Below are 23,291 nucleotides of genomic sequence, written 5' to 3'. Positions count from 1 at the left end.
GCATTTATAAAATGATTGCAACAACCAACAAACTCTATGGGGGCGAACGGCGGTTTGCCCCTTTTACATTTGTGGAAAACACAACACCGTTGCGATTGGCGGTTGCGACGAAATAAAAATGGCGATGGATATTATAGGCGTTCTTCGTACGAAGCGATCGCGATTGTTCGAGATGACAAAATAATAATGGCGATCCATCCTTAAAAGTATTTTCCTATTCCCCTCAATTCCTCTCTAAAACAGACTTTCAGCTACGTTGACAATTACTGTGGTGAGGTTTAACCCTCATTTATCTCGTCGCGACGAGAAGACCTCTTCCACTTTGGGAGAGGACGGGGCGTTTAAACTGCGCGGCGGGGTTCATAAACGCCCGAACTAAATTCGGGCGACGATCCCTTGGAATTGGAAACCCACGCAGTCAGCCCCTCATGAAAGTCGCTCCTCGAAGGAAGAAGAAACTACTTCAAATTGGGAGGGGCATGAATCCCCTTTCAATTTGTCCCCTCTTCCCTCTTCCTTCGTCAATTGATGTGCCACGTACGTTCTCAGCACATCGTTGATTAAGGTTTGATAGCCTCTGATTTCGGGGTTGGTAGAGGCTGTATTACGAAACCACTCTAAAGTGTCGCTGTCAACTCTTATCGAGATAGCTTCTGTTGCTGGTTTCCTTTTGACTAACTTAGCATTTTTAAAAAAGTCCTCATCAAGTTCGGGAATATCTGAATAGTCTATGTCTTCATCTGACATATTGACTAATTTACGATGTCGTTCTTTATCTGACATATCGAGACTAAAGCGATCGTTGCTCATATCTTCTTCTCTCCTTTTTATTTGCTCGTCGCGCAGATATGATTCTGGTTACTTCGTTTCGATCTGTATGAACTACTAAAACCACAATAACTGGTTGCTCTGGTAGGAATAGTTGTCCTATTGAAAGTTCCCTTATTTCCTCGTAGTTAAAGCGATCGTCTACATAGGTTAGCAGTTTAGGATCTTTAAATACCTCTTGAGCTTCTTGAAACGAAATACCATGCTTAATGATGTTGGTTTGGTTTTTTTGTTCATCCCACTCAAGTTCCACATCTTAAGTATACATTTTTGTATATACAAAATCAAGAAACGGTAGCAATCGCTCGTCACGATAAAATAACAATTGCGATCGCATTTACAAAGACATGGTAATTACCGATATTTACAAAGACATGGTAATTACCGATAAATCCCGTAGGGGCGTGTCTTGGTCAGCATTCCCTTGCGTCTTACGCCGACGCGGGGTCTGACCCCTTTCGCGAAACGCCCCTACAAATATTTGCAACACCCGAACGATAATCAAATTTAATGAAATAGGATCGCAACAGACATCATAGACGTTCGATCCGATTAAAAGGATACGATTACAGCCAGTCTGGGGCGTATTTTGTCACCATTTGCGCGTTTCAAAGACAATGTTTGTTTGGCGAAATTGTCAACGGACAGATGCGTTTGAACCGACTTGGTGAAATTGTGGCGGAACAATGGCAAAAATCCGCCGTAATTAGACAGGAAATTGAATTGGATACGTGGGTTGTGATGCCCAATCATTTTCACGGAATCGTCATGATTAATGATGGCGATCGCGTTGTGGTGCGCGACGTGGTACGGGCGAACGGTAACGATGTGGTAGGGGCGAACGGCCGTTCGCCCCTACGTGACGATTTGTATCCGTCGTTACGAATGAAACCCAAATCGTTATCGTCATTAATTGCGGGATTTAAATCAACCGTCACCAAACAAATTAATATTTTGCGCGATGCCCTAGGTACACCCGTATGGCAACGTAATTATTACGAGCATATCATCCGCGATCGCGACGCTTTAGAAAAAATTCGGCAATACGTTATCAATAATCCTAATTCCTGGGAAACAGACCAACTACATCATCAAAATCCTTCAAAATGGTAAAGGCGATTTTCCGACCGAGAAGTAGATTTCTCATAACCTCGCAATGACTCATTCTGACAATCCAACCCAAAATTGTGCCAACCGTTCCAGTAATAATCATTACAGCAATTTGCCGCCAATTTTTCAGTTCGCCAACCTTTTCGGCTAAATCAGGTATCTTTTGGATCGAATTAGACCATTCATCTAATTTTAAAATCAATTATTCTTTAATTTTATTGCGATCGCACAGTAGTGTAGCGATCGCATTTAAACTATAATCGAAACAAATCGTGAAATTAATGCTAATGCGATCTCAGCTTTGATGAGGCGCGGAGCGATTGCATCATAGTGAAATCTTTACTTAATTTATCTATTAGATAGAATGAATGCTGGAGTACCCCAAGGAGTAAATAGTACTAATCTCTACGAACAAGACTACTATCTCTGGTTGAAAAATACCGTTCAACTCCTGCGCGACAATCGGTTATCTGAACTAGACAAATTGAACCTAATTGAAGAACTTGAAGACATGGGGAGGAGTGAAAAGAGAGCTGTCAAGAGCAATTTAACTATTCTCTTCATGCATTTACTCAAATATAAGTATCAGCCAGAAAAAATAAGTAAGAGTTGGTTGAGAACAATTGTCGAACATCGTCGTAGACTATTAATCTTACTGGAAGAGAGCCCTAGTTTAAAAAATTACCTTCAAGAAGTTTGGCACAACTGCTATCAAGCCGCCAGACAAGATGCAGCTACAGAAACCCTATTACCGCTTACTACTTTTCCAGTAGATTGCCCTTTTTCTAGCGAAGAGATTCTTAATCCCAATTATTTACCTTAATATAATATCCTTAACGGTAGCAAGAATATCTAAATCAATGACTGCTGGAGTACCTCAAGAAATAAATAATACCAATCTCTACGAACGAGATTACTATCTCTGGCTGAAGGAGATGGTTCAACTTCTGCGCGACGATCGGTTATCTGAACTAGACAAATTGAACCTAATTGAAGAACTTGAAGACATGGGGAGGAGTGAAAAAAGAGCGGTTAAAAGCAATCTTATTAGAGTATTACAACATCTTTTAAAATGGAAATACCAACCAGAAAAACGATCGGATAGTTGGTTAAGCACTATTGTCGAACATCGACAAAGAATTATTCTTGCTTTTGAGGATAGTCCCAGTCTCAAGGGTTATTACTTAGAGGTATTTGATAAATGTTATCAAGATGCTCGAAAAAATGCAGCTACAGAGACTAGACTTTCTCTTACTATTTTTCCACTTCAATCTCCTTTCAACCCTCAAGATACTCTCAATCCCGATTATTTACCCGATGAGTAATAAATTGTAATCGGGAAAAGAATTATAATTGAATGGCGATCTCTGATATCTTTCTTTAATAAACTAAATCAAATAATTTCATTAAATAGTGGCTACACTTTAGCTATTGATGAAAAATTCAAACATCACTATTTATCTTTTATTGAAAAAAACTTGTTATTCCTGCCCGTAAAGCTACCCGAAAAGAACGCAGACAATATGAGGGAGAATAGATGAACGGAGAATATGATTTCAGTCAGGGAAAAAGAGGTGCAGTTGAATCGGTTTCGCCAGGCAAAACTCGCATTACTATCGGTACTTAAACAATTTAAACAGACAAAATAAGATAGAATACCTTTGCTGATTAACTTTAACATTATTCTAAAGCCCGATCGCACTTTATGAAAGAAACTACTCCCGCAGCCATGCCTCCCTGTTTCGATAGATGGTGTCAAAAGTTTGATGATTTACTGAGAACTAAAGCGCAAAAAAGGGAATTCAGACATTATTTAGGAGGATTATTAGGGGAAAGTGAGCGAAAAAATGTATCTCAAATGGCTAAAGACGCAGTAGAGGTCACATACCACAAATTACACCATTTCTTAACTGAAGCAACTTGGTCAGCGAACAAGATAAATGAACGTCGCTTAGAAGTGATGAACAAGTGTAATCAAACGAGAATCAGTAAGGGATTTAGTCTAATTGTTGATGACTCTGGGCATAGAAAAAGTGGTAACTTTACCGCAGCAGTAGGTCGTCAATATATTGGGGAAATTGGGAAAACAGATAATGGCAATGTTGTAGTAACAACTCATCTATATGATGGCCAAAAAAGCTTACCTTTAGACATAGAACTATATCAACATGGTAATTCGTTGCCCGAAGGAAAGAAAGACAGAGAATTCAAGAAAAAACCCACCTTAGCCTTAGAATTAATCGATAAAAGTTTGAAGAGGGGATATCGACCAGGACTAGTATTAATAGATTCGTCCTATGGTAACAACACAACTGTTTTACTCGAACTGGAAAAAAAGAAATTAAAGTATATAGGAGGAATCGCTAAAAATCGTAATATTTTGGTTAAAACTCCATCAAATCAATTAGAAAAAATCAGAGTAGATGAATATGCTCAATGGTTATCTGATGAGGAATTTAAGGAGATTCAAATCCAGGGTGAAAAACCTAGAACCGTCTGGGTAGCAATAATAGAAGCAGAAATATCAAGGCTAGAAGGAATCAGAAAAATAGCTATCGTCATGAGTGCACCAATCTTTGAAGATGCTGAAGATATTGACTACTTACTCACAAATGTTGAGGGAGAAATAGTAACCGAGCAATGGATAGTTCAAACTTATGCTCAGAGAAACTGGATAGAAGTTTTCTATCGAGAAGCCAAGGGATGGTTAGGATTAAAAGAGTATCAAGTTAGAGATAAGAAGAGTTTGGAAAGACATTTTATTCTAGTTTTTTGTGCCTATACTTTTATCCTTTGGCATAAGCTTACTGGAGGTTTAAGAAGACGTTGGGCGAACAAACCTTTGGAGACATTTCCTGAAGCATTAGAAGCTTTTCGTACAGGTATATCTTATCGTTTTGTCCAATGGTTGAACCAAAATCGCGACGTATTCGTAGCTTATAAAGCTAGTTTGGGCTTTGTTTGGGCTTGATTTTTGTTTAAGTACCGCTATTCGCCTAGATGACGATATTTTGGCATGGTTTCGCGCTTTAGTTCACGAAAGAGGTGGTGGTAACTATCAGACGTTAATTAACGATGCACTACGACAACACATTCAGCAAAAACGCGAGTCATTAAAGGAAACATTACGCCGAGTTTTACGCAAAGAACTAAAACAAGTGGAAAAATAGCATGAGAGATCGTTCTTCCTCATTGAATGAGGAAATATGGCGATCGCCCGACGCGATGAAATAATAAATGCGATCGCATTTACAAAGACATGGTAATTACCGATAAATCCCGTAGGGGCGTGTCTTGGTCAGCATTCCCTTGCGTCTTACGCCGACGCGAGGTCTGACCGCTTTCGCGAAACGCTCCTACAGTCATGGGTAACACCCGAACAATAATCAAATTTAATGAAATACGATCCCAGCCAACACCACAGGCGTTCGATCCGATTAAAAGGATACGATTTCGCCCCCCTAGCCCCCCAACTCTGGGGGAAAGTCTTCAAAGTCCCTGCCCTCTCTAATCTTGTCCAAATTTGGGGGAGACCATTCGTTCCCTCCCCAGCATTGGGGAGGGGTAGGGAGGGGCGGGGGATTTAGCGATTGTCTTGAATGTCAAGTCTAATTTCCCAATCCAGGCGATCTCCGGTCACGATGAAATAATAATTGCGATCGATTATCTTACCAAATAACAGTTATTATGCCCGATGCAGTAATGTTGCGATCGCGAGTCAGCAAGGCTATCTTTTCTCCTCGATTTTCCCAAACAATTGCGGTTGCGACGATTAGGCGATCGTGCATTTCAGTAATAGCAGACAAACTTAGGCTCTGCTTGATAACAGATTTATCTACCGGATAGATAATAATTCGGGGATCGGCATCAATTGCATTGAGCAAATCTCTCACTGAAGAAATTGAGGTTCTAGCACGATCGAGAATCCAAACTGCTTCGGCTAAAGCGATCGCTGGCAAAATTAATTTACTACTACAGATCGGCAAGAATATTTTTTGCATCGATACCCAAACGGGAATTACCTTCTAAAAACCACACTAACGTATGAGTATCGATGACGTATTTCATAACTGTTTAAGACCAGTCTAAATTGTCATCAGTATCGCCTGTAAACTCCTTTGATAGACTGGAGCATCTTGAATATTTCTCTTGAATCTTTGAGATAATAATTATAACTCAAGCGATTTATAAGCCGAAACTATAACCAGATCGCCCGACGCAACAAAATAAAAATTGCGATAAATTTAGATGAATTTTATCTGTTGCGATCGCCTAATAGAAAGAGACAGCGATCGCGCTAATCCGAACTGAGCGTCGATAAAAACTCAGTGGGGTTAACTATTTTTATATCCCGATCGTTAGAACTCTTGCATAAGTCCAATAAACTTTGGTTGACGCAAGGGAAAAGATTAAAGGAATAATAAAACAACCTTTTATCGTTTCCCTTTCCCCCTTAACCTTTTTCTTAAATAGCTAATGTGCGCTATGACCAAACCCAACCCAATCTCTGCCTGGCTCGATCGCGATAGTGTTGCTGCTTGGACATTTCTCGCCCCTGCCCTAACTTTACTCGCCGTTTTTTTGTTTTTTCCGGTCGCATATTTACTCTATTTGAGTTTTACTACTGGTAGTTTTACAGTCGATGGCGTTCGCTGGGTAGGCTTACTCAATTATCTGCGATTGTTTACCGATGAGGATTTTTGGCAGGTAATTGGCAATACAGTTTATTTTACTGTCGCCACAGTCATTCCTACGATTGTGATTCCCCTAGTTTTAGCCATGTTATTAAATAAATCTCTTGCCTTACGAGCCGTGCTGCGCACTGCCTATTTTATTCCCTCAATTACTTCTCTAGTAGCAGTAGGCTTAGCTTTTCGCTGGCTGTTTCAAACTCAAGGACCTGTCAATAATTTGCTAATTCAGTTGGGTTTAAATCCAATTTCCTGGTTGAGCAGTACCGTTTGGGCAATGCCGGTGTTGATTTTATTGAGTAGTTGGAAACAGTTGGGCTTTAATTTAGTGGTCTTCTTGGCTGGCTTACAAACTATTCCTCAATCTCGATACGAAGCCGCCGAATTAGATGGTGCTAATGGTTGGCAAAAGTTTTGGTACATAACCATACCAGGATTAAAACCCACTTTGATTTTCGCCATTTTAACTACCACTATTTTTACGCTCCGCAGTTTCGAGCAGGTTTACATTATTACCGGCGGAGGTCCTTTAAACTCAACTAATATTCTGGTCTACTATATTTACGAACAAGCTTTTGCTCGTTTTGAATTTGGCTATGCCGCTGCCGCCGCTACGATCTTACTGGCGATCGCTTTTGTCTTGGTTTATTTTTATTTGCGGGTTTGGAATGAACGGGCAGAATAATTTCTCGCTCGGTTAACTTGCAATTTAATTTAAAATAATGCTGCACCATTTACTAAGTTAAATTTTTCACAATGCAGTTTCAGGAAATTATTGAAAAATTAGAGCTAGCGGTTGAAAATACTAGCTTGAGCCATAATCGCTATTTAAATCCTGAAATTACTGGCGTTGCTGCCATAGATCGCGCCACTTCTGGCAATCTCAGCTATATCGAAGGAGGTAAATTTGCTCAGTTGCTCGACACAACTGCTGCTAGTGCCTTAATCTTGCCTCAAGATGAATCTCTACAGTCCCAGGCTAACGAAAAAAATATTGCTTGGATGGCAGTCAAAGAACCGAGACTAGTATTTGCCAAAGCGATTGCTTTATTTTATCGTTCCTTTCGACCAAAGCCAGCGATTCATTCTAATGCGGCGATCGCGCCCGATGCCGAGCTCGGTAAAGATGTCTATCTTGGTGCTAATGTGGTCATTGAAAGCGGAGTCAAAATTGGCGATCGTGTCTGCATTCATCCCAACGTAGTTATTTATCCCGAGGTAGTAATTGGTGCAGATACCGTACTTCATGCTAACTGTACGATCCACGAACGCAGCCAAATCGGTGCTAACTGCATCATTCATAGCGGCGCGGTAATTGGTGCCGAAGGTTTCGGATTTGTACCCACTTCCCAAGGCTGGTACAAAATGCAGCAGTCTGGATATACGGTATTAGAAGACGGAGTAGAAATTGGTTGCCACAGTAGTGTAGATCGTCCTGCGGTAGGAGAAACTAGAATTGGACGCAATACCAAGTTAGATAACTTAGTTCAAATCGGACACGGTTGCCAAGTCGGACAAAACTGTGCCTTTGCCGCTCAGGTGGGGTTAGCCGGAGGGGTAAGGGTAGGCAATGGCGTGATGTTAGGGGGACAAGTTGGAGTTGCCAATCAGGTAAATATTGGCGATCGCGCGATCGCTACTGGTCAAACTGGGATTACTAACGATGTTGCTGCGGGTGAAATGGTTTCGGGAATGCCCCATCTTCCTAGTCAACTATATCGAAAACTATTTGTAATTTATAAACGTCTACCAGAAATCTATCAAATGTATAAAGCTTTTAAAAAGCATTAACTGTCATAATTTTTTAGATTCGTAGAGCGTATTTATGAAGTGAAGGTAAGTTATGCATCGCAGCGCATTTCTGGTTGATTAAAAATTCCCGTTCTGGGTTAGGCTCTAATTAGGTCATGGAAAGCAGGAGCAATAAGAATGTGTGATTCTATGGTAGCTCTACCAGATGTTACCAAAGAAGGAGATTTAGTTTTCGGCAAAAATAGCGATCGCCCAGCAGGAGAAATTGAAGATGCAATTTTTATTCCCGCTCGTACTTATACGACTAAAACTTCTCTTGAATGTACCTATATAAAAATTCCTCAAGCCGAACATACCCTAGCTGTAATTATTGCCCAACCCAGGTGGATTTGGGGCGCAGAAATGGGTGCTAATGAGTGTGGTGTAGTCATCGGCAATGAAGCTGTCTGGACAACAGAACCCACTCGCAGCACTGGTTTACTGGGCATGGATTTAGTTCGGTTAGGTTTGGAAAGAGGCACCAGCGCGATCGCTGCTTTAGAAATTATTGTCGAGTTGTTGTCCCAATACGGACAAGGAGGCAACTGCGCCGAACACTTTCAGATTTTGAAAATAAAGCATGGGTGCAACATAGTTCGGGTTGTCTTTTGGGTTATGTAAGGGTAACAGCCACGTTTAAACCTGCCAAGCAAGCAGAAGACCTGCTTCCTGACCAACGAAAACGAATTAATGTTGATTTTCAACAACGTTTTCTGGGAGTTAATCGAATCTTAGGGATAAAGACGGATTTGCTCGATCCGATTAGAATTGTAGAAGCTAGAAATCCAGTTGGTAGAATTCCCAGCCTAAATCTTACTTATATCGATGAAACAATGAGAATTGGTCGGGGTGGCGATGATAGTTTATTTATTCTAACCAGAACCTAAATCAATGTAGTTAACCTGACGGGGTGACAACCCTGTGAGAAGTCAGACAGTGTAGGGAACAGAGACAACCTATGGTAAAAAAGATTCGGTCAGTTATTGAGAATCCGACCGAACCCTAAAAAATGTTAAACCAATTGTACCGCAATCATCTTTCACGTTATCTGAGTGATGACCAACTAATTACTTTGGAAGTGCTGGTATACCTTATCCAGACCTACAAACAAGTAAAGATAGAAAGACTAGCTGCATACTTCCCTTTACCAATTAAATATGAGAGCCGTCGTCGCCGAATCCAAAGGTTTTTGAAGTCCTCAGCTTTATCAGTTTCGTTAGTCTGGTTTCCCATAGTCAAAGAAGTAGTTCAAAAGAAATTCTTGCCAGACCAGACAATTTATCTAGTCTTAGATAGAACTCAATGGCAAGATAAAAATCTGTTCATGGTTGGAGTAGTGATGGCGAAAAGAGCTTTGCCTATATACTGGCAGTTTCTAGAGAAGAAAGGAGCCAGTAACTTCGCTCAACAAAAAGCCATATTACGTCCAGTATTGAAGCTGTTTAAACAACACCAAATCGTTATTTTAGGAGACAGAGAATTCCAGAGTGTTGAACTAGCTAAGTGGCTGACCCAGCAGCAGGTCTACTTTGTGCTTCGACAGAGAAAGAGTACGAAGATAATGGTAACTCAATTAGGTTTTACTCCCTTAAAAGACCTAGACGTTAATCCAGGAGACCAACGGTTTTATCAAGAAACTAAAGTCACTCAACTGCATCAAGTTTCGGGGATTTATTTAGGGGTCTATTGGCGACGTATTTACCGAGGCATGGGGGCAAAGGAACCCTGGTATCTGCTGACAAATTTACCCAATTTACCTGAAGCTGTCAAAGCCTATAAAAAGCGCGTAGGGATTGAGGCGATGTTTAAAGATTGCAAGTCAGGTGGCTACAATCTCGAGGGGTCGCAAGCTCAGATTGAACGCCTTACTCGTCTAGTTTTGCTCATCGCCATTGCTTACACTCACTCGGTGTTCAAAGGACATACTCTTAGCCTTCGAGGTCAGTCTAAATACATCGGTCGCCATCGAAAAATTAAACAATCTTTGACTCGCAACAGCTACTTTTGGCTTGGTTTATATGGTAGTAGCTGGCTGGTTTCATTTACCTTGATGAAGGAATGGATAAACAAATTGATGTGGCTCAATCTCAATAAGCTGCCTTTTTACCAGAGGGGTCTACGAGCTATGTTTATTATCCAGCAATCTTTCTAGCTCCCTTGTCACCCCTTCAGGTAGTTAACCGAGTTGAAAAAATAAATTATTGAAACTAGAATAAATAGCTAAATTGAAACGCGATCGGGGTTGGAAATTTTCGAATGAACGGCAAATACTATAGTAATTTTTTTAATTTATTGTTACTCTAAATCGGAAATAATGCTGAGATATTCAGACACTACTTGCTAGATCCCCAAATCGATCGAAATCTACTTACTCCCACAAGACTTACGCAGTTCGGTTGATTTCGCCCCTCCCTAATCCTCTAAAGCTTCGATTGGATAGAGGGAAGAAGCTTCGCCATCCCTCTCGCTCAAGTTTGGGGGAACAAATTCTAAGTCCCCGATCCCTCCAAACTCGGGGGGATTATATAGGGGGCAAGTACGTAACTTCTATCCCACACTTTTCAAGAGACACCCAAGTATTTATTCGAGCTTTTCTTCGTTTACTAAAGTACAGTTAACCCAGTTACCTTTTTGGTTATAGGTACGAATAATTCTCTGTCTTTTAGTTGGCTGCCATAACCAACCAGTTTCGAGAACGAAATTAGCTCCGAGTTTGGCTTCTAGCGGACAGTTGCAGGATGCTCCATCGGGTAAGAGTAAAATTTGTAAGGGTAAGTTACTATTCTCAAATAATAATCGCGAGCCTTCTATTCTAGCTTGAGAAGCAATGGTGCGATCGCCCTTGGCGTTACGCGGAGCGTAATCGCGCTCTGCGCGCTGGCTGAGTCCTTCGGACTTGCTTCGCAACTGCCAATCGCCAAAAGTCAATTTTTGTTCGATAAGATTATTACCCATCGCCGCGATTTGTAACTCAGTACTATAGATATCGGGATTGCGATAATCAGGATACATAGTAACGGCTTGCCCCCGCCACTTTCCCAATAAACGCTCTACAGTTAGTGGTGGTTGTTCGGGTGTCTTACTGTCCGGTAACTTTTCTCTAATGACTACTACTTTTTCTAGTTGTCCCAAACCATTGTAAAGGATTACCGTGCGTAAGCGACGATCGCCCATAATTAGACCAAACTCAGCACCAAAAGTGCTGTAGGGTGCCAGCTGCATACTCCCCTGACAAAAAGCACCGTCCTCAAAAAAGAGAATACTACGGTTGAGAGAATTATGGCTATACTCTACAACTACGTCTCGGGGTGGTCGATCGTGAGGCAGATAGCAAACTACCTGATGGACGGCTCGGTTATCATCTCTCCCTTCTAGAGTTACTATACTTGGAGTATGCTCGGTTTCTTCTCCTTCTGGTGAAAAGCTAGTAAACGAACCGTGCCATTCACCTAAATTTTTTAAAAAGCAATCCCATTGAGATAGCATATTTACAATTAGCAATTAGTAGGATGTAGAATATCGTGTCGTCCATACGTAAAACGCAGGCTAGTTTGTTGCCCGTAAATAGTAGGCAATAATTAGTAGTTAGATAGTACAATAGCATTCCGAGTTAGAGTAAGATTTCCGTGTTCATCCCCCGTCTGCATCCAGATACCATCGAAGAAGTCAAACAACGAGTCGATATTGTCGATGTTATCTCCGAACACATAGTATTGCGCAAACGAGGTAAAGACTACCTGGGGTTATGTCCGTTTCACAATGAAAAAACTCCCAGCTTCAGCGTCAGCCAAGACAAGCAGCTTTATTACTGCTTTGGCTGTAATGAAGGCGGAAATACTTTTAAATTTCTCATGGAGATTGGCAAACAATCCTTTGCCGAAGTAGTTCTCGACCTGGCTCGTCGCTACCAAGTTGAGATTAAAACCGTCGAACCAGAGCAAACACAGGAAATACAGCGTCAACTAACTCTGAAAGAACAACTCTACGAAATTTTAGCAGTTACCACCAGTTTCTATCAACACGCACTGCGACAACCACAGGGAGAAACGGCATTAAACTATCTTAGAGAACGACGGAAGTTGCAAGAAAATACCATTAGTAACTTTCAGTTGGGTTATGCCCCCGCCGGTTGGGAAACTTTGTATCGTTACTTAGTAGAGCAAAAACGCTATCCAGTAAACTTGGTTAAAGAGGCGGGATTAATCAAACAGCGAAAAAATGGTAAGGGGTATTACGATATATTTCGCGATCGCTTGATGATTCCCATACTCGATACTCAAAGTCGAATTATTGGATTTGGTAGTCGCACTCTCAAAGAAGATGACAGACGACAATGCTTTGAGGAAACCTCAACGCAACGCCCTCATGTTCCCAAATATTTAAACTCTCCCGAAACTACTCTTTTCGACAAAAGCAAAACTTTATTCGCTCTCGATCGAGCCAAAAATAGTATTACTAAAGCAGATCGTGCTGTAGTGGTGGAAGGTTACTTCGACGCGATCGCTCTACATGAAGCTGGTATTGATAATGTTGTAGCTTCTTTGGGTACGGCGTTTACCAACGATCAACTCAAACAAATACTGCGCTACACTCCTTCCAAACAGGTAATTCTCAATTTTGATACCGACAACGCCGGTACAAAAGCCACTGCCAGAGCGATCGCAGAAATTGAAGATTTAATCTATGGGGGAGTGGTACAACTCAAGATACTCAATTTACCCGATGGTAAAGATGCAGATGAATTTATCAAGAGTCGAACGGAGCTCACAAGCGCCCGAGGTCCCCTCGGGCGACGGCTCCTCGATGATGCAGTAGCAGCTTACTCTCAATCTTTAGATAATGCTCCCTTGTGGTTAGATTGGCAGATCGAACACATCATTATCCAACAAAATGCTCTAGCTGCTGATGAGCGACAACACGGGGCGGATAAACTCCGGAGGAACTCTCCTGAGACAGTCCCTCCAGGTGTCAAAGCAATTCAGGGGATGAATCCTCACGAGTTACAACAGGTAGCTAAAGAAATGGTGCAATTATTAGACAGATTGCAGGATGCTAACCTCCGCAATCACTATCTTACTTACTGTGCCAATTTACTCAGTCAGGGAGATAGCAGACTTTTACAACCAAACTTGGCTAATTTGCGCTCGCAACTCAAAACTCTTCATCGGCGAATTAAGCCTTCCAAAAATTTCCAACAGGGGCTTGCTAGAAAATCTCCTGCGATAAGCTCGAAGGGCATGGGCTTTGCGAGCGCTGCAGCTGAGATTCCAGCAACTTCCCCATCTTCACGAACTGAGCTTGCACGCCCAATAGCGATCGCTACTAATCCAGAAACAGAATTATTAGAACGAGCCGAATCTTTATTACTGCGTATTTATATCCATTGTCCACAATATCGAACCACGATCGTCGATTATTTAGAAGCAAGAGATTTGATTTTTAATTTATCTGCTCATCGATTTTTATGGCAGCAAATAATTGACATCGAACCAGACTTAAGTAATGCAACCGAAGCAGATCCCAATCCCTTGCTAAACGAATTACACAACCGCAGCCTAAATTTTCCCGAAGCAATGGCGCGGATAACTAAATTGTTCTATCTCGATGAAAAAACTCAAGAAGATATCTTTCGCGCCGAGATCGTCATTGAAGAAGCGATCGCCTCTCTCGAACGAGTAGATTGCATTAGATATCAAATGTACTGTATCGAACAATTACAAAAACTCAGTTTAGATCGCGACACAGAACTTATGAATCACTATTATCAAGAAATTCGCCACTCTAGCCAGAAGCTCGAACAGCTAGAGCAACAGCGACTGGCAGCAACTCAATCGGTCGCTGGATGTAAAATCCAGCGCTGCGATTGAGAAGGAGGCGGTTGCTGAGGAGGGGCTGTGGGGCGGTTGCGAAGCAAGTCGGTACGACTCGGTCGCCTCGCCCCCTTGTAAGCCTCGTGCTTCCTCAGCAATTAAAGACCTCCGTCGTTGCTCAAAACTCATAGTTAAATTAGTACGTCGGATTTTAAAGTTTTGTAGTCAATCTTGACACAGGCATGCGCGATCGCGTCCTTCTGTCTTAGCTTCATATAATGCTCTATCTGCCATAGCGATCGCTAGGTCGGGACTAGAGTTAGAATTAGGAATTAAACTATAAATTCCCACACTGAGAGTAACGTAGCGACAAACGAGGGAATTTTGATGCTCGATCTTGAGACTTTTAACCGTCAAGCGAATTTCATTGGCAATTGCCAGCGCTTGTTGGCTATCGGTATTGGGTAAAATTATGCCGAACTCTTCCCCTCCATAACGAGCAGCCAAACCACCATAGGACTCAACAATAGATTCTAGCGACAAAGCTACTTGTTGTAGGCAATAATCACCGATTAAATGACCGTAGGTATCGTTGTAAACTTTAAAATAATCGATATCGCAAAGGATCAGCGACAAAAAAGCCGATGTTTGTCGTAGTTTTTGCCATTCTTGTAATAAGTAATCGTCGAATTGACGGCGGTTGGCTATTTGAGTCAAACTATCGGTAAAAATTAGCTTTTCTAGTTCTTCATTGATTTCGAGGAGGACGGCTTGCGCTTTTTGCTGTTCGATAATTTTTTTTTGTAGTCGCGATTCATTAACATTAGTTTGCTCGACCATCCGGTCTAAAATAATTTCCAGAGCGAGCTTTTCTTGTCTGAGAGTTTGCAACTCTTGCTGTAGGGCTTCGATATGAATTAGAAGTTTTGCTGAGGATAAATTACTTTGATTTGCAGTGTTTTGTTCTGCCGAGTAAACTGGTTGGTTTATCTCTGGTAGTAACTTCTGTAGGCGATCGCTAGCCTGAGTTTTAAAAGTAATACCGATCCGGCATTCAATATGATGCGACTTAGTAAATTTAAATCTTTTGATATTTAAAAATAAAGCTGAATTATAAGAAAAAAAACTTTTGTTAGTTTGAAACTGTTCGATCTGCTCTATCGCCCATTTCTTTAAAATTTCAATCCAACCTGATAATGACTGAGTTTTCGCGCGATCGCATTTAAGTTCGAGTTCTGCTGGATTAAAGGCCAAACAGCTTTTATGCCGGTCAAAAATAATGATAGTATTGTCTGCGCTTTCTAGCAGCGATTCAGATTGGAATAAATACTCGGTCGTTACTAATCGCTTGTTCTTGACAGAATTAGAATTACTACTCTCAGACATATTTTATTCACTATTTAAAAGCAAAGTTAATCGCCCTTTGAAAAAACTGGAATATTGGTTTTTTAATAAGTCCGAAGATGTCAAATTTAGTCTCATTGGAGGAGAAATGATAAATATTGGCTTATTCAAACCATAGATTTCGACCGATACATATTAGTTTCTGAGAAAAAAATGTACACTGAGTATCTACTCAATTTTTTTTTAAATTATTATTAATATTTTTGCGCTTAAAAAGTTTAAGTTTAAAGTTTATCTGAAGAAAATTGGGTTTTTATTTATTTTTGTAGTATAAATATGGATAGAACCAAAATAGTTATTAAAAAAAAATATCGTTCTAGGTAAAAATACTAAAAATTAAAAGTTTTGTCGCTCGAAAAACAGGCAATAGATGTAGCTGAAATAGCTTATCTATTACCCTTAACTCTGTTATTAATATTTTGAATTGCGAGCGCTACCTCAAATCGGTAACGATTTTTCTTTTAAGCATTCTTATGCCTGCTCGAACTTTCGGTGTGGCAATTTGACATTTTTTGCCAGTCCTAAAAACTTTAAAGTTAAGATCATCATCCAGGTAAGATCGATTTCCCACCATTGCAAACCGTGTCTCGCTGAATACTGATAAGCATGATGGTTATTGTGCCATCCTTCACCAAAGGTAAGCAAAGCTACCCACCAGCAATTTTTAGAGTCATCATTAGATTCGTGACTTTTGTAACCAAACTTATGAGTCGCGCTGTTAACAAACCAAGTGCAGTGAAATACTACTACTAGGCGGACGAAAATTCCCCAAATCACCCATGACCAACCGCCAAAATAAAAGAGAATTAAGCCTAAAATGACTTGAATCGGGATCATTCCTATTTGACAAAATTGATAGAAACGATCTCCAGCAATATCCTTAGTGTAGCGAGGAATTTTTTCGTTGGCGGGATTTTGGCATAACATCCAACCTAAATGACTCCACCAAAATCCTTTATTAGAATCATGAGGATCGAGTTGAGTATCGGAATACTGATGATGAATGCGGTGTAGTCCCACCCAATCTAAAGGTCCTCCTTGACAAGCTAAAGTACCGCAAAACACCAAAAAATATTCAACTAACTTAGGAGTTTCAAAGCTACGATGGGAGACTAAGCGATGAAATCCTAAGGTAATTCCCACACCAGCAGTTAGACAGTAAAGTACGAAAGCAACACCTATAGCCTGCCAGCTAAAGTTACTAGGAACTAGAGCGAATAAGGCAACTAGGTGAATTGAAGCCATGTATATGATAGTTCCCCATGCTGGAGGAATTTTTTCTACTTGAGCGACTGTCATTTTATAACCTAAATTTCAATTCTTTACAACAAATTTGTGCTGTGTAATAAACATATTTAAATCTAGAAGCAAAAAGTAAAAACGTCGATCGTTTTTAACTCTCTGACCTCTAAAAACGTTCATTCAATTGGACTATTCGTAAATTTATCATGGGAATACATCCCAATCCGAAAACCCAATAAACTATTCTGCCGGATAAGAGTGAGAATAAAATTGAAGTCTCAATTGAAATCATGAACAGTTACCAGCTATTAAGAGAAGCCGAAAAAACACTATTACCGATTTTTTCTGGTATCGACACTAAGGTCAAGCAAAATCTGCAAAAAGTGCTGTCGGCTTTTCGCGATTGCCGCCTGGGAGTACAGCATTTCTCGAGCGTCAGTGGTTACGGACACGATGATTTGGGAAGGGCGACTTTAGATAAGGTATTCGCTCAAATCGTCGGTGCCGAGGCGGCGGCGGTAAGAGTACAGTTTGTATCCGGCACTCATGCGATCGCCTGTGCTTTATTTGGCGTACTTCGCCCGGGTGACGAAATGCTGTCCGTTACTGGTACACCCTACGACACTCTCGAAGAAGTAATCGGATTGCGAGGTAACGGTTGTGGTTCCCTTGGAGAGTTTAACATTGATTTTCGTCAACTAAACCTTACAAAAGATGGAAGAATCGATTGGCAAGCATTAAGTTCTGCAATTGGCTCGAAAACACGCTTAGTTTTAATTCAGCGTTCTTGCGGTTATGCTTGGCGACAGAGTTTATCGCTGTCTGAAATCGCCAAGATTGTTGAGATGGTCAAACAGCAAAATTCTCATACCGTTTGCTTCGTAGATAATTGCTATGGCGAGTTCGTCGCCGAGCGAGAACCTACGGAAGTGGGGGCAGATTTGATCGCGGGTTCGTTAATTAAAAATCCTGGGGGTACTATTGTTACTGCGGGAGGTTACGTGGCGGGTAAAGCCGAACTAGTGGAGGCTGCGGCATGCCGACTGACTGCACCGGGAATTGGTAGTAGCGGCGGCGCGACTTTTGGGCAAAATCGCCTACTGTTTCAGGGATTATTTCTAGCACCGCAGATGGTAGGAGAAGCGATTAAAGGAACTCACCTTACGGCTTATGTATTCGATCGCTTGGGCTATCCCGTCAATCCCCCACCTTTAGTTCCCCGCCGTGACGTAATTCAGGGTATAGAATTCGGTTCGGCGACCAAACTGATTGCTTTTTGTCGTGCCATTCAACAAAATTCCCCCGTAAATTCCTATTTAGAACCAGTCCCCGCCACGATGCCTGGATATGAAAGTCAACTAGTCATGGCAGGAGGCACCTTTATAGATGGCAGCACTTCGGAGTTTTCTGCCGACGGTCCTTTACGAGAACCCTATATTGCCTTTTGTCAGGGTGGCACTCATTGGACTCATGTGGCGATCGCTCTCGAAGCAGCAGTAGCAGCAATAATTAAAAGTTAACTAGATTTTTTTCTCTGGCGATTTTTGAGTAAACTGACAAAAAAGAGCGAAGGTTTTTTGGTATTTATGAGCATCAGTACGAACTTACAGCCAACAGGTATTACTTCAGGATGTCTCCGTCGGGTACATCATATTGCTTTAAACGTTAAAGATATGGATGCTTCGCGACATTTTTATGGCACGATTTTGGGACTCCACGAACTAATAGGTGAGGAAGTACCAACAACCTTGATTGAGTTGGTAGCATCGGGAAAAGTTGCCAACTTTGCTACTCCAGACGGCACGATTATCGATTTATTTTGGGAACCAGATTTATTACCGCCAGATCCCGATCCCGAAACAGGTTTTACTCGCGCCAATCATTTAGCTTTTGATATCGAACCCCAGTTTTTCGACCGCGCTGTAGAAATACTCAAACAAAACTCGGTAAAGATAGCCAGCGATATAGTGACTCGTCCTACTGGAAGAGGCTTTTATGTTTACGATCCCGATGGTTTTATCGTTGAAATTCGCTGCGATCCGCTGCCGATCGTTAGTACAGAGTAGAAAGAGCAGAGGTGAACGATTTTTACCTTTGATTTCTTAACTTTCTAGTTGTTTAGAGTCCTAAGTTCTGTTCTCGTCAAAAAAAGTTATCTGGCTACTTGTGTAAATTCGCATTTCAGGTTAATCTTTCGTAGAAATAAAATTTTCTAGATAATTTTAGATACAAAATAGACAAATTTCATATCCATATCGATGAAAAACCCAATAAATCCAACTAAACGATGATTGGGTTGAATCGATTTTTGCTATTGATTGCAGCTTAATTAGTTTACTAGCCATTGACAGCATAGTTTACATCAAACCGTTTTTAATCAGATTAGGTTTGAGGTCTATTTTTTTCTAAACATTCAGAATATGTCGAATTTTTCTCTGTTTTTCCAACTATTATTTAGGGGTTCTAACCAGAGCGATCGCGCTTTGATTTGCCAACAAGCACCAGTTAACAGTTTCTATCGTAGAATTAGGCGAACGGCGCTCTTGTTTCTCTTAGGCTTGATTTTTTTTTGTAGTACTAGTGCTTTCGGTTTCGGGCGACATCAGCTATTCAAAGCCGTAGCATTTACCACAGCTGAGCATCGATCTGAAGCTATAGTTAACGCCGCTCCCGAAAATCCCTCAAAATCCTTAGAGTTAGAACCAAACCGCCAGAATGTAATCTTGGCTCAACTATCATCTTCCAACGATAGCTCAACTCCAGTTGCCAAAATTCCCAAGCTTTTGGATAGTTTCAACGAAAATAAGGTTGACGAGATAAATAACCAAGACGAGGAAAACCGGCATAGTTCCACTGCACTGCGGAAAGAGCTAGAAAATTCTTTCAACTCAACTCACTCTACTAGTGAACTCTCCTCTAACTCGACTAATCCCGAACTCAGCAATCGACAAGCGTCAATATTATTAGAAGAACAAACTTCTTTAGAACTGCCTCCTCTGTCTTCACCCGAGGAATATCTTCCAGAAACGTTTGAAGGTTATACTTGGCCGGCACAAGGAACTTTGACTTCTGGATATGGCTGGCGTTGGGGAAGATTACATCAGGGAATCGATATTGCCGCACCAATTGGAACTCCAATAATAGCAGCGGCAGCAGGTACGGTAATTACTGCTGACTGGAATTCGGGCGGTTACGGAAAGTTAATTAAATTACAACACTCTGATGGTAGCATTACCCTCTATGCTCACAACAACAAGCTTTTAGTCAGTCCCGGTCAAACCGTCCAACAGAACCAGCAAATAGCCGAGATGGGTAATACGGGCTATAGTACTGGCTCTCATCTTCACTTTGAAATCCATCTTAGTGAAAATTCGGTAGTCGATCCGATGACCTTTTTAAGCAAAAAGTAAATTCTGAGGTTGAAACTTCGTTAGGTGCGAGAAGTAGAGTCTTGCCGCAAGTGCTATTTTTCATCTATCCAATAGCGATCGCCTGTATCAAGATCGAACCAGTGAATTTTGTGACTGGGTAATAACAGGTTAATTCGGTCTTCCTCCCAGTCGCGATCGCTGGGAAGTAACACTCGTAGGGTAATCTCGGGTTCGACTCGGACGCTGACCAATTTTTCTTTACCCAATTGTTCCACGAGAAAAACTTTGCCTTCAATGGAGTTGGCATCCTCTGGTGCGGCCAGGCAAATATCTTCAGGGCGAATGCCTAGCAGAATTTGGGAGGGATAGGAAGCCAAAGGCGGTAGAGAAACTTTATTTGTTCCCAAGAAGGCAAGATTTCCCTCGCATTTAGCCGTCAGTAAATTCATCTGGGGACTACCGACAAAACTAGCTACAAATTCATTAGCAGGATGAGAATAGATGCGACTGGGGCGATCGAGTTGTTGAACTGCACCTTGGTATAGTACTGCAACTTTACTCGAGAGGGTCATCGCTTCGGTTTGGTCGTGGGTGACGTAGACTACCGGTTTATTTTGCTGTTTGAATAACTGTTTCATCTGCGCCCTAACCTGTTCCCGCAGTAAAGCATCTAAGTTACTCAAAGGTTCGTCTAAGAGAAAAACATCGGGGTTACGGACTAAAGCTCTTGCTAAAGCTACCCTTTGTCTCTGTCCGCCAGACATTTGACCTGGTTTGCGGTCTAGTATGCTGTTCAACTCTAGCTGGTTGGCGGCTTCAAAAACTCGTTGGTTAATCTCTTCCTGGGGAATTTTTCGCAGTCTGAGAGAGGTACTAATATTTTCTGCTCCAGTCATGTGAGGGTAGAGAGCATAACTTTGAAATACCATCGCCATATTGCGATCGCCTGGAGGAACTCGATTGATGTTTTTACCTCCGACGATTACCTTTCCTTTGGTAGGTGTCTCCAAACCTGCAATCAAGCGCAATAAAGTGGATTTGCCGCATCCTGAAGGACCTAGCAAAGTCAAAAATTCTCCGTCTTTTACAATTAGAGAAATATCTTTAACGGGAATAACATCGGGACGATATTTTTTTTGCAGATTTTGTAATTCTAAATTTGCCATTAGCTATAGAGCAATTATTATAGTCCAACTTCTACAATAAAAAGGTAGCCCAAAAGTTAGAAAGTGCGATCGCGATGGCAGTAACGATACAACAATTAACAAAATGGAAACAGCAGGGACGTTCGATTATTTCTTTAACTGCCTGGGATTATAGTCTGGCACGAGTCTTAGATGAAGCAGGAGTAGATCTGATTTTAGTCGGCGATTCTCTGGCAATGGTCGGTTTGGGACGTGCTAATACTCTATCGGTCACTCTCGAAGAAATGATCCATCATGCTCGAGCCGTATGTCGGGGAGTCGAACGAGCTTTGGTGGTTTGCGATCTGCCCTTTATGAGTTATCAAATTAGCACGGAACGGGCTTTAGAAGCGGCAGGCAGAGTTTTAAAATCCACAGATGTCGCTGCAGTCAAACTAGAAGGGGGACACCCCCGAGCGATCGCAACCGTAGCCGAATTAACCACCATTGGAATTCCCGTTATGGGTCATGTGGGTTTGACCCCTCAGTCAGTTCGCACCCTCGGTTATCAACAGCAGGGCAAAACTAGTGAAGCGGCCGATCAAATTATCGATCAAGCGATCGCCCTAGAACGAGCTGGAGCATTTGCTATTATCTTAGAACATATTCCTAGCGATCTAGCGGCGACAATCACTTCTAAGCTGGCAATTCCCACTATCGGTATTGGTGCTGGTGAGCGATGCGACGGTCAAGTTTTAGTAACTGCGGATTTACTGGGTTTATCCCCTAAGAAACCGCCTTTTGCTAAAGCTTATGTCAACTTAACTCAAATTATTACCGACGCCGTTAGCGACTTTAGCCGTGAAGTGCGCGATCGCAGTTTTCCCCAATCCTAATTTACTGTTTACTGGTTTCTCATGCCTTGTATTGTTGCGACTTTTTATAAATTCGTTTCCCTAGACGATCTTCAAACCAAACAAAAGTTAATTTTGGCATACTGTCTGGCTAAAGATGTTCGAGGCACGATTATCTTAGCCACAGAAGGGATTAACGGTACTATTACCGGCAAACCAGAGGCGATTACTGCAGTATTAACTTATTTACATTCATTCTCTGGTTTGGCAGACTTGGAGATTAAAACTGCTACTGCCATCGATCCCCCTTTTGGCAAAATGAAAGTAAAAATTAAGCAGGAGATCGTTACTTTAGGTTTACCTGAAGTCAAACCCAATCGTCAAGCAGGTACCTATGTCGAGCCGCAAGACTGGAATCAACTAATCAGCGATCCGGAAGTTACGGTAATTGACACCCGCAACCAGTATGAAACGGCAATAGGTAGTTTTCAAGGTGCGATCGACCCTAAAACAGATTCTTTTCGGGAATTTCCTGAATACGCAGCCCAACTCGATCCCCAACAGCATTCTAAAGTAGCCATGTTTTGTACTGGTGGAATTCGCTGCGAAAAAGCCTCATCCTACTTACTATCCCAAGGATTTAAGCAAGTCTATCACCTCAAAGGCGGTATTCTTAAATACTTAGAAGAAGTACCACCAGCAGAAAGTCTCTGGCAAGGAGAATGCTTTGTTTTTGACGAACGAGTTGCAGTCAAAGAAGGCTTAGAAACGGGTAGTTACGATCTCTGTTACGCTTGCGGTCATCCCATATCCAAAGTAGATAAGGCTTCTCCTCACTATGAACCGAGCATTTCTTGTCCTTATTGCTACGACCAGTTAACTCCTGAAAAAAAAGCCCGTCAAGAAGACAGAAGAAGACAAAGAGAACAGAAGAACACTTTGCGCGACAATCGAACTTAATTAGGACGATACAGAGCGAGCTAACTGGCGAAGCTCATTTTAATACTGTAGAGCTGTATAAAAATAATCTTTTCTCATCTTGATAAAATAAACACAGCGGAATAAT

At 41.5% G+C, this 23,291-nt stretch carries 25 protein-coding genes and 1 pseudogene; 17 read left to right on the top strand and 9 right to left on the bottom strand.

Translation table 11 applies throughout. The features are described from left to right. The first annotated feature begins 15 nt into the window (after positions 1-15). Positions 16-204 (top strand): hypothetical protein, encoded by a 189-nt coding sequence (locus tag ACLFKQ_RS27310; RefSeq protein WP_449002800.1) that lies wholly within the window; start codon positions 16-18, stop codon positions 202-204. Positions 205-516: 312 nt separating this feature from the next. On the opposite strand, the pseudogene ACLFKQ_RS27305 reads toward ACLFKQ_RS27310, so the two are convergent. Together ACLFKQ_RS27305 and ACLFKQ_RS27300 are read right to left on the bottom strand one after the other, a co-directional pair. Next, positions 517-810: pseudogene (locus ACLFKQ_RS27305) on the bottom strand (BrnA antitoxin family protein); the annotation flags it as partial. Beyond that, complete coding sequence (locus ACLFKQ_RS27300; RefSeq protein ID WP_449002799.1) at positions 791-1,081, bottom strand: BrnT family toxin; 291 nt, start codon at positions 1,079-1,081, stop codon at positions 791-793. The gene ACLFKQ_RS27300 and the pseudogene ACLFKQ_RS27305, both read right to left, overlap by 20 nt. 368 nt (positions 1,082-1,449) lie before the next feature. On the opposite strand from ACLFKQ_RS27300, the gene ACLFKQ_RS27295 reads away from it, so the two are divergent. The 5 genes from ACLFKQ_RS27295 to ACLFKQ_RS27275 all read left to right on the top strand — a co-directional run bounded on the left by ACLFKQ_RS27295 (position 1,450) and on the right by ACLFKQ_RS27275 (position 5,108). After that, the gene (locus tag ACLFKQ_RS27295; RefSeq protein ID WP_449002798.1) at positions 1,450-1,941 is read left to right on the top strand and encodes a transposase; all 492 of its coding nucleotides are present in this window, start codon (positions 1,450-1,452) and stop codon (positions 1,939-1,941) included. 361 nt (positions 1,942-2,302) lie between these two features. After that, complete coding sequence (locus ACLFKQ_RS27290) at positions 2,303-2,761, top strand: DUF29 domain-containing protein (RefSeq protein ID WP_449002797.1); 459 nt, start codon at positions 2,303-2,305, stop codon at positions 2,759-2,761. Between the two features lie 37 nt (positions 2,762-2,798). Next, entirely contained in the window at positions 2,799-3,263 is a 465-nt protein-coding gene (locus tag ACLFKQ_RS27285) for a DUF29 domain-containing protein (protein WP_449002796.1), read from the top strand. Positions 3,264-3,643: 380 nt separating this feature from the next. Further along, positions 3,644-4,909: an IS701 family transposase gene (locus ACLFKQ_RS27280; protein WP_448999339.1), complete on the top strand. Its 1,266-nt coding sequence runs from the start codon at positions 3,644-3,646 to the stop codon at positions 4,907-4,909. Further along, positions 4,896-5,108 carry a BrnA antitoxin family protein gene (locus ACLFKQ_RS27275; protein WP_449002795.1) on the top strand — a complete coding sequence of 71 codons (213 nt, stop codon included), beginning with the start codon at positions 4,896-4,898 and terminating at the stop codon, positions 5,106-5,108. Before ACLFKQ_RS27280 ends, ACLFKQ_RS27275 begins: the two co-directional genes overlap by 14 nt. Before the next feature lie 79 nt (positions 5,109-5,187). Here ACLFKQ_RS27275 and ACLFKQ_RS27270 read toward each other — a convergent pair whose 3' ends face one another. From ACLFKQ_RS27270 to ACLFKQ_RS27260, 3 genes are all read right to left on the bottom strand, one after another. Continuing rightward, positions 5,188-5,328, bottom strand: coding sequence for a hypothetical protein (locus tag ACLFKQ_RS27270; protein ID WP_449002794.1), 141 nt, complete (start codon positions 5,326-5,328; stop codon positions 5,188-5,190). Positions 5,329-5,606: 278 nt separating this feature from the next. Continuing rightward, positions 5,607-5,924: a type II toxin-antitoxin system VapC family toxin gene (locus tag ACLFKQ_RS27265; RefSeq protein WP_449002793.1), complete on the bottom strand. Its 318-nt coding sequence runs from the start codon at positions 5,922-5,924 to the stop codon at positions 5,607-5,609. After that, entirely contained in the window at positions 5,911-6,006 is a 96-nt protein-coding gene (locus ACLFKQ_RS27260; RefSeq protein WP_449002792.1) for a twitching motility protein PilT, read from the bottom strand. Before ACLFKQ_RS27260 ends, ACLFKQ_RS27265 begins: the two co-directional genes overlap by 14 nt. A gap of 417 nt (positions 6,007-6,423) precedes the next feature. Here ACLFKQ_RS27260 and ACLFKQ_RS27255 point away from each other — a divergent pair, with 417 nt between their 5' ends. The 5 genes from ACLFKQ_RS27255 (at position 6,424) to ACLFKQ_RS27235 (ending at position 10,572) form a co-directional block, all read left to right on the top strand. Then, complete coding sequence (locus ACLFKQ_RS27255) at positions 6,424-7,314, top strand: carbohydrate ABC transporter permease (RefSeq protein WP_449002791.1); 891 nt, start codon at positions 6,424-6,426, stop codon at positions 7,312-7,314. A 71-nt stretch (positions 7,315-7,385) separates the two neighbouring features. After that, positions 7,386-8,420: a UDP-3-O-(3-hydroxymyristoyl)glucosamine N-acyltransferase gene (gene lpxD, locus ACLFKQ_RS27250; protein WP_449002790.1), complete on the top strand. Its 1,035-nt coding sequence runs from the start codon at positions 7,386-7,388 to the stop codon at positions 8,418-8,420. A 138-nt stretch (positions 8,421-8,558) separates the two neighbouring features. After that, complete coding sequence (locus tag ACLFKQ_RS27245; protein ID WP_449002789.1) at positions 8,559-9,041, top strand: hypothetical protein; 483 nt, start codon at positions 8,559-8,561, stop codon at positions 9,039-9,041. Continuing rightward, complete coding sequence (locus ACLFKQ_RS27240) at positions 9,005-9,307, top strand: PAP/fibrillin family protein (protein ID WP_449002788.1); 303 nt, start codon at positions 9,005-9,007, stop codon at positions 9,305-9,307. Before ACLFKQ_RS27245 ends, ACLFKQ_RS27240 begins: the two co-directional genes overlap by 37 nt. A gap of 122 nt (positions 9,308-9,429) precedes the next feature. Then, positions 9,430-10,572, top strand: coding sequence for an IS4 family transposase (locus ACLFKQ_RS27235; RefSeq protein WP_448998311.1), 1,143 nt, complete (start codon positions 9,430-9,432; stop codon positions 10,570-10,572). Positions 10,573-11,000: 428 nt separating this feature from the next. Here ACLFKQ_RS27235 and ACLFKQ_RS27230 read toward each other — a convergent pair whose 3' ends face one another. Then, positions 11,001-11,906, bottom strand: coding sequence for a DUF3598 family protein (locus ACLFKQ_RS27230; protein ID WP_449002787.1), 906 nt, complete (start codon positions 11,904-11,906; stop codon positions 11,001-11,003). Positions 11,907-12,046: 140 nt separating this feature from the next. Between ACLFKQ_RS27230 and dnaG the strand changes: the two genes are divergently transcribed. After that, positions 12,047-14,287, top strand: a complete 2,241-nt coding sequence (dnaG, locus tag ACLFKQ_RS27225; protein WP_449002786.1) for a DNA primase — start codon at positions 12,047-12,049, stop codon at positions 14,285-14,287. A 168-nt stretch (positions 14,288-14,455) separates the two neighbouring features. On the opposite strand, the gene ACLFKQ_RS27220 is transcribed toward dnaG, so the two are convergent. Further along, on the bottom strand, positions 14,456-15,616 hold the full coding sequence (locus tag ACLFKQ_RS27220) for a GGDEF domain-containing protein (RefSeq protein WP_449002785.1): 1,161 nt from the start codon (positions 15,614-15,616) through the stop codon (positions 14,456-14,458). Between the two features lie 489 nt (positions 15,617-16,105). Then, complete coding sequence (locus tag ACLFKQ_RS27215; protein ID WP_449002784.1) at positions 16,106-16,933, bottom strand: acyl-CoA desaturase; 828 nt, start codon at positions 16,931-16,933, stop codon at positions 16,106-16,108. Positions 16,934-17,166: 233 nt separating this feature from the next. On the opposite strand from ACLFKQ_RS27215, the gene ACLFKQ_RS27210 reads away from it, so the two are divergent. From ACLFKQ_RS27210 to ACLFKQ_RS27200, 3 genes are all read left to right on the top strand, one after another. Then, positions 17,167-18,396 (top strand): methionine gamma-lyase family protein, encoded by a 1,230-nt coding sequence (locus ACLFKQ_RS27210; protein WP_449002783.1) that lies wholly within the window; start codon positions 17,167-17,169, stop codon positions 18,394-18,396. Positions 18,397-18,462: 66 nt separating this feature from the next. Further along, positions 18,463-18,942, top strand: coding sequence for a VOC family protein (locus ACLFKQ_RS27205; protein WP_449002782.1), 480 nt, complete (start codon positions 18,463-18,465; stop codon positions 18,940-18,942). Between the two features lie 354 nt (positions 18,943-19,296). After that, on the top strand, positions 19,297-20,286 hold the full coding sequence (locus ACLFKQ_RS27200) for a M23 family metallopeptidase (RefSeq protein ID WP_449002781.1): 990 nt from the start codon (positions 19,297-19,299) through the stop codon (positions 20,284-20,286). Between the two features lie 53 nt (positions 20,287-20,339). On the opposite strand, the gene ACLFKQ_RS27195 is transcribed toward ACLFKQ_RS27200, so the two are convergent. Continuing rightward, entirely contained in the window at positions 20,340-21,413 is a 1,074-nt protein-coding gene (locus ACLFKQ_RS27195; protein ID WP_449002780.1) for an ABC transporter ATP-binding protein, read from the bottom strand. A gap of 74 nt (positions 21,414-21,487) precedes the next feature. On the opposite strand from ACLFKQ_RS27195, the gene panB reads away from it, so the two are divergent. Both panB and trhO read left to right on the top strand, forming a co-directional pair. After that, positions 21,488-22,267, top strand: coding sequence for a 3-methyl-2-oxobutanoate hydroxymethyltransferase (gene panB, locus ACLFKQ_RS27190; RefSeq protein WP_449002779.1), 780 nt, complete (start codon positions 21,488-21,490; stop codon positions 22,265-22,267). A 21-nt stretch (positions 22,268-22,288) separates the two neighbouring features. Then, on the top strand, positions 22,289-23,185 hold the full coding sequence (gene trhO, locus ACLFKQ_RS27185) for an oxygen-dependent tRNA uridine(34) hydroxylase TrhO (RefSeq protein WP_449002778.1): 897 nt from the start codon (positions 22,289-22,291) through the stop codon (positions 23,183-23,185). Positions 23,186-23,291: the final 106 nt, after the last annotated feature.

The sequence above is a fragment of the Myxosarcina sp. GI1(2024) genome (genome assembly GCF_053543375.1).
Note: the sequence above shows the minus strand (reverse complement) of the source record. Positions and strands in the feature narration are given on the sequence as shown.

What these genes read in the sequence shown, in the direction of transcription:
- ACLFKQ_RS27290 (WP_449002797.1), top strand. Translation starts at nt 2,303, where the DNA reads ATGAATGCTGGAGTACCCCAAGGAGTAAATAGTACTAATCTCTACGAA.
- ACLFKQ_RS27285 (WP_449002796.1), top strand. Translation starts at nt 2,799, where the DNA reads ATGACTGCTGGAGTACCTCAAGAAATAAATAATACCAATCTCTACGAA.
- ACLFKQ_RS27280 (WP_448999339.1), top strand. Translation starts at nt 3,644, where the DNA reads ATGAAAGAAACTACTCCCGCAGCCATGCCTCCCTGTTTCGATAGATGG.
- ACLFKQ_RS27260 (WP_449002792.1), bottom strand. Translation starts at nt 6,006, where the DNA reads ATGAAATACGTCATCGATACTCATACGTTAGTGTGGTTTTTAGAAGGT.
- ACLFKQ_RS27255 (WP_449002791.1), top strand. Translation starts at nt 6,424, where the DNA reads ATGACCAAACCCAACCCAATCTCTGCCTGGCTCGATCGCGATAGTGTT.
- lpxD (WP_449002790.1), top strand. Translation starts at nt 7,386, where the DNA reads ATGCAGTTTCAGGAAATTATTGAAAAATTAGAGCTAGCGGTTGAAAAT.
- ACLFKQ_RS27245 (WP_449002789.1), top strand. Translation starts at nt 8,559, where the DNA reads ATGTGTGATTCTATGGTAGCTCTACCAGATGTTACCAAAGAAGGAGAT.
- ACLFKQ_RS27235 (WP_448998311.1), top strand. Translation starts at nt 9,430, where the DNA reads ATGTTAAACCAATTGTACCGCAATCATCTTTCACGTTATCTGAGTGAT.
- ACLFKQ_RS27230 (WP_449002787.1), bottom strand. Translation starts at nt 11,906, where the DNA reads ATGCTATCTCAATGGGATTGCTTTTTAAAAAATTTAGGTGAATGGCAC.
- ACLFKQ_RS27220 (WP_449002785.1), bottom strand. Translation starts at nt 15,616, where the DNA reads ATGTCTGAGAGTAGTAATTCTAATTCTGTCAAGAACAAGCGATTAGTA.
- ACLFKQ_RS27215 (WP_449002784.1), bottom strand. Translation starts at nt 16,933, where the DNA reads ATGACAGTCGCTCAAGTAGAAAAAATTCCTCCAGCATGGGGAACTATC.
- ACLFKQ_RS27210 (WP_449002783.1), top strand. Translation starts at nt 17,167, where the DNA reads ATGAACAGTTACCAGCTATTAAGAGAAGCCGAAAAAACACTATTACCG.
- ACLFKQ_RS27205 (WP_449002782.1), top strand. Translation starts at nt 18,463, where the DNA reads ATGAGCATCAGTACGAACTTACAGCCAACAGGTATTACTTCAGGATGT.
- ACLFKQ_RS27200 (WP_449002781.1), top strand. Translation starts at nt 19,297, where the DNA reads ATGTCGAATTTTTCTCTGTTTTTCCAACTATTATTTAGGGGTTCTAAC.
- ACLFKQ_RS27195 (WP_449002780.1), bottom strand. Translation starts at nt 21,413, where the DNA reads ATGGCAAATTTAGAATTACAAAATCTGCAAAAAAAATATCGTCCCGAT.
- panB (WP_449002779.1), top strand. Translation starts at nt 21,488, where the DNA reads ATGGCAGTAACGATACAACAATTAACAAAATGGAAACAGCAGGGACGT.
- trhO (WP_449002778.1), top strand. Translation starts at nt 22,289, where the DNA reads ATGCCTTGTATTGTTGCGACTTTTTATAAATTCGTTTCCCTAGACGAT.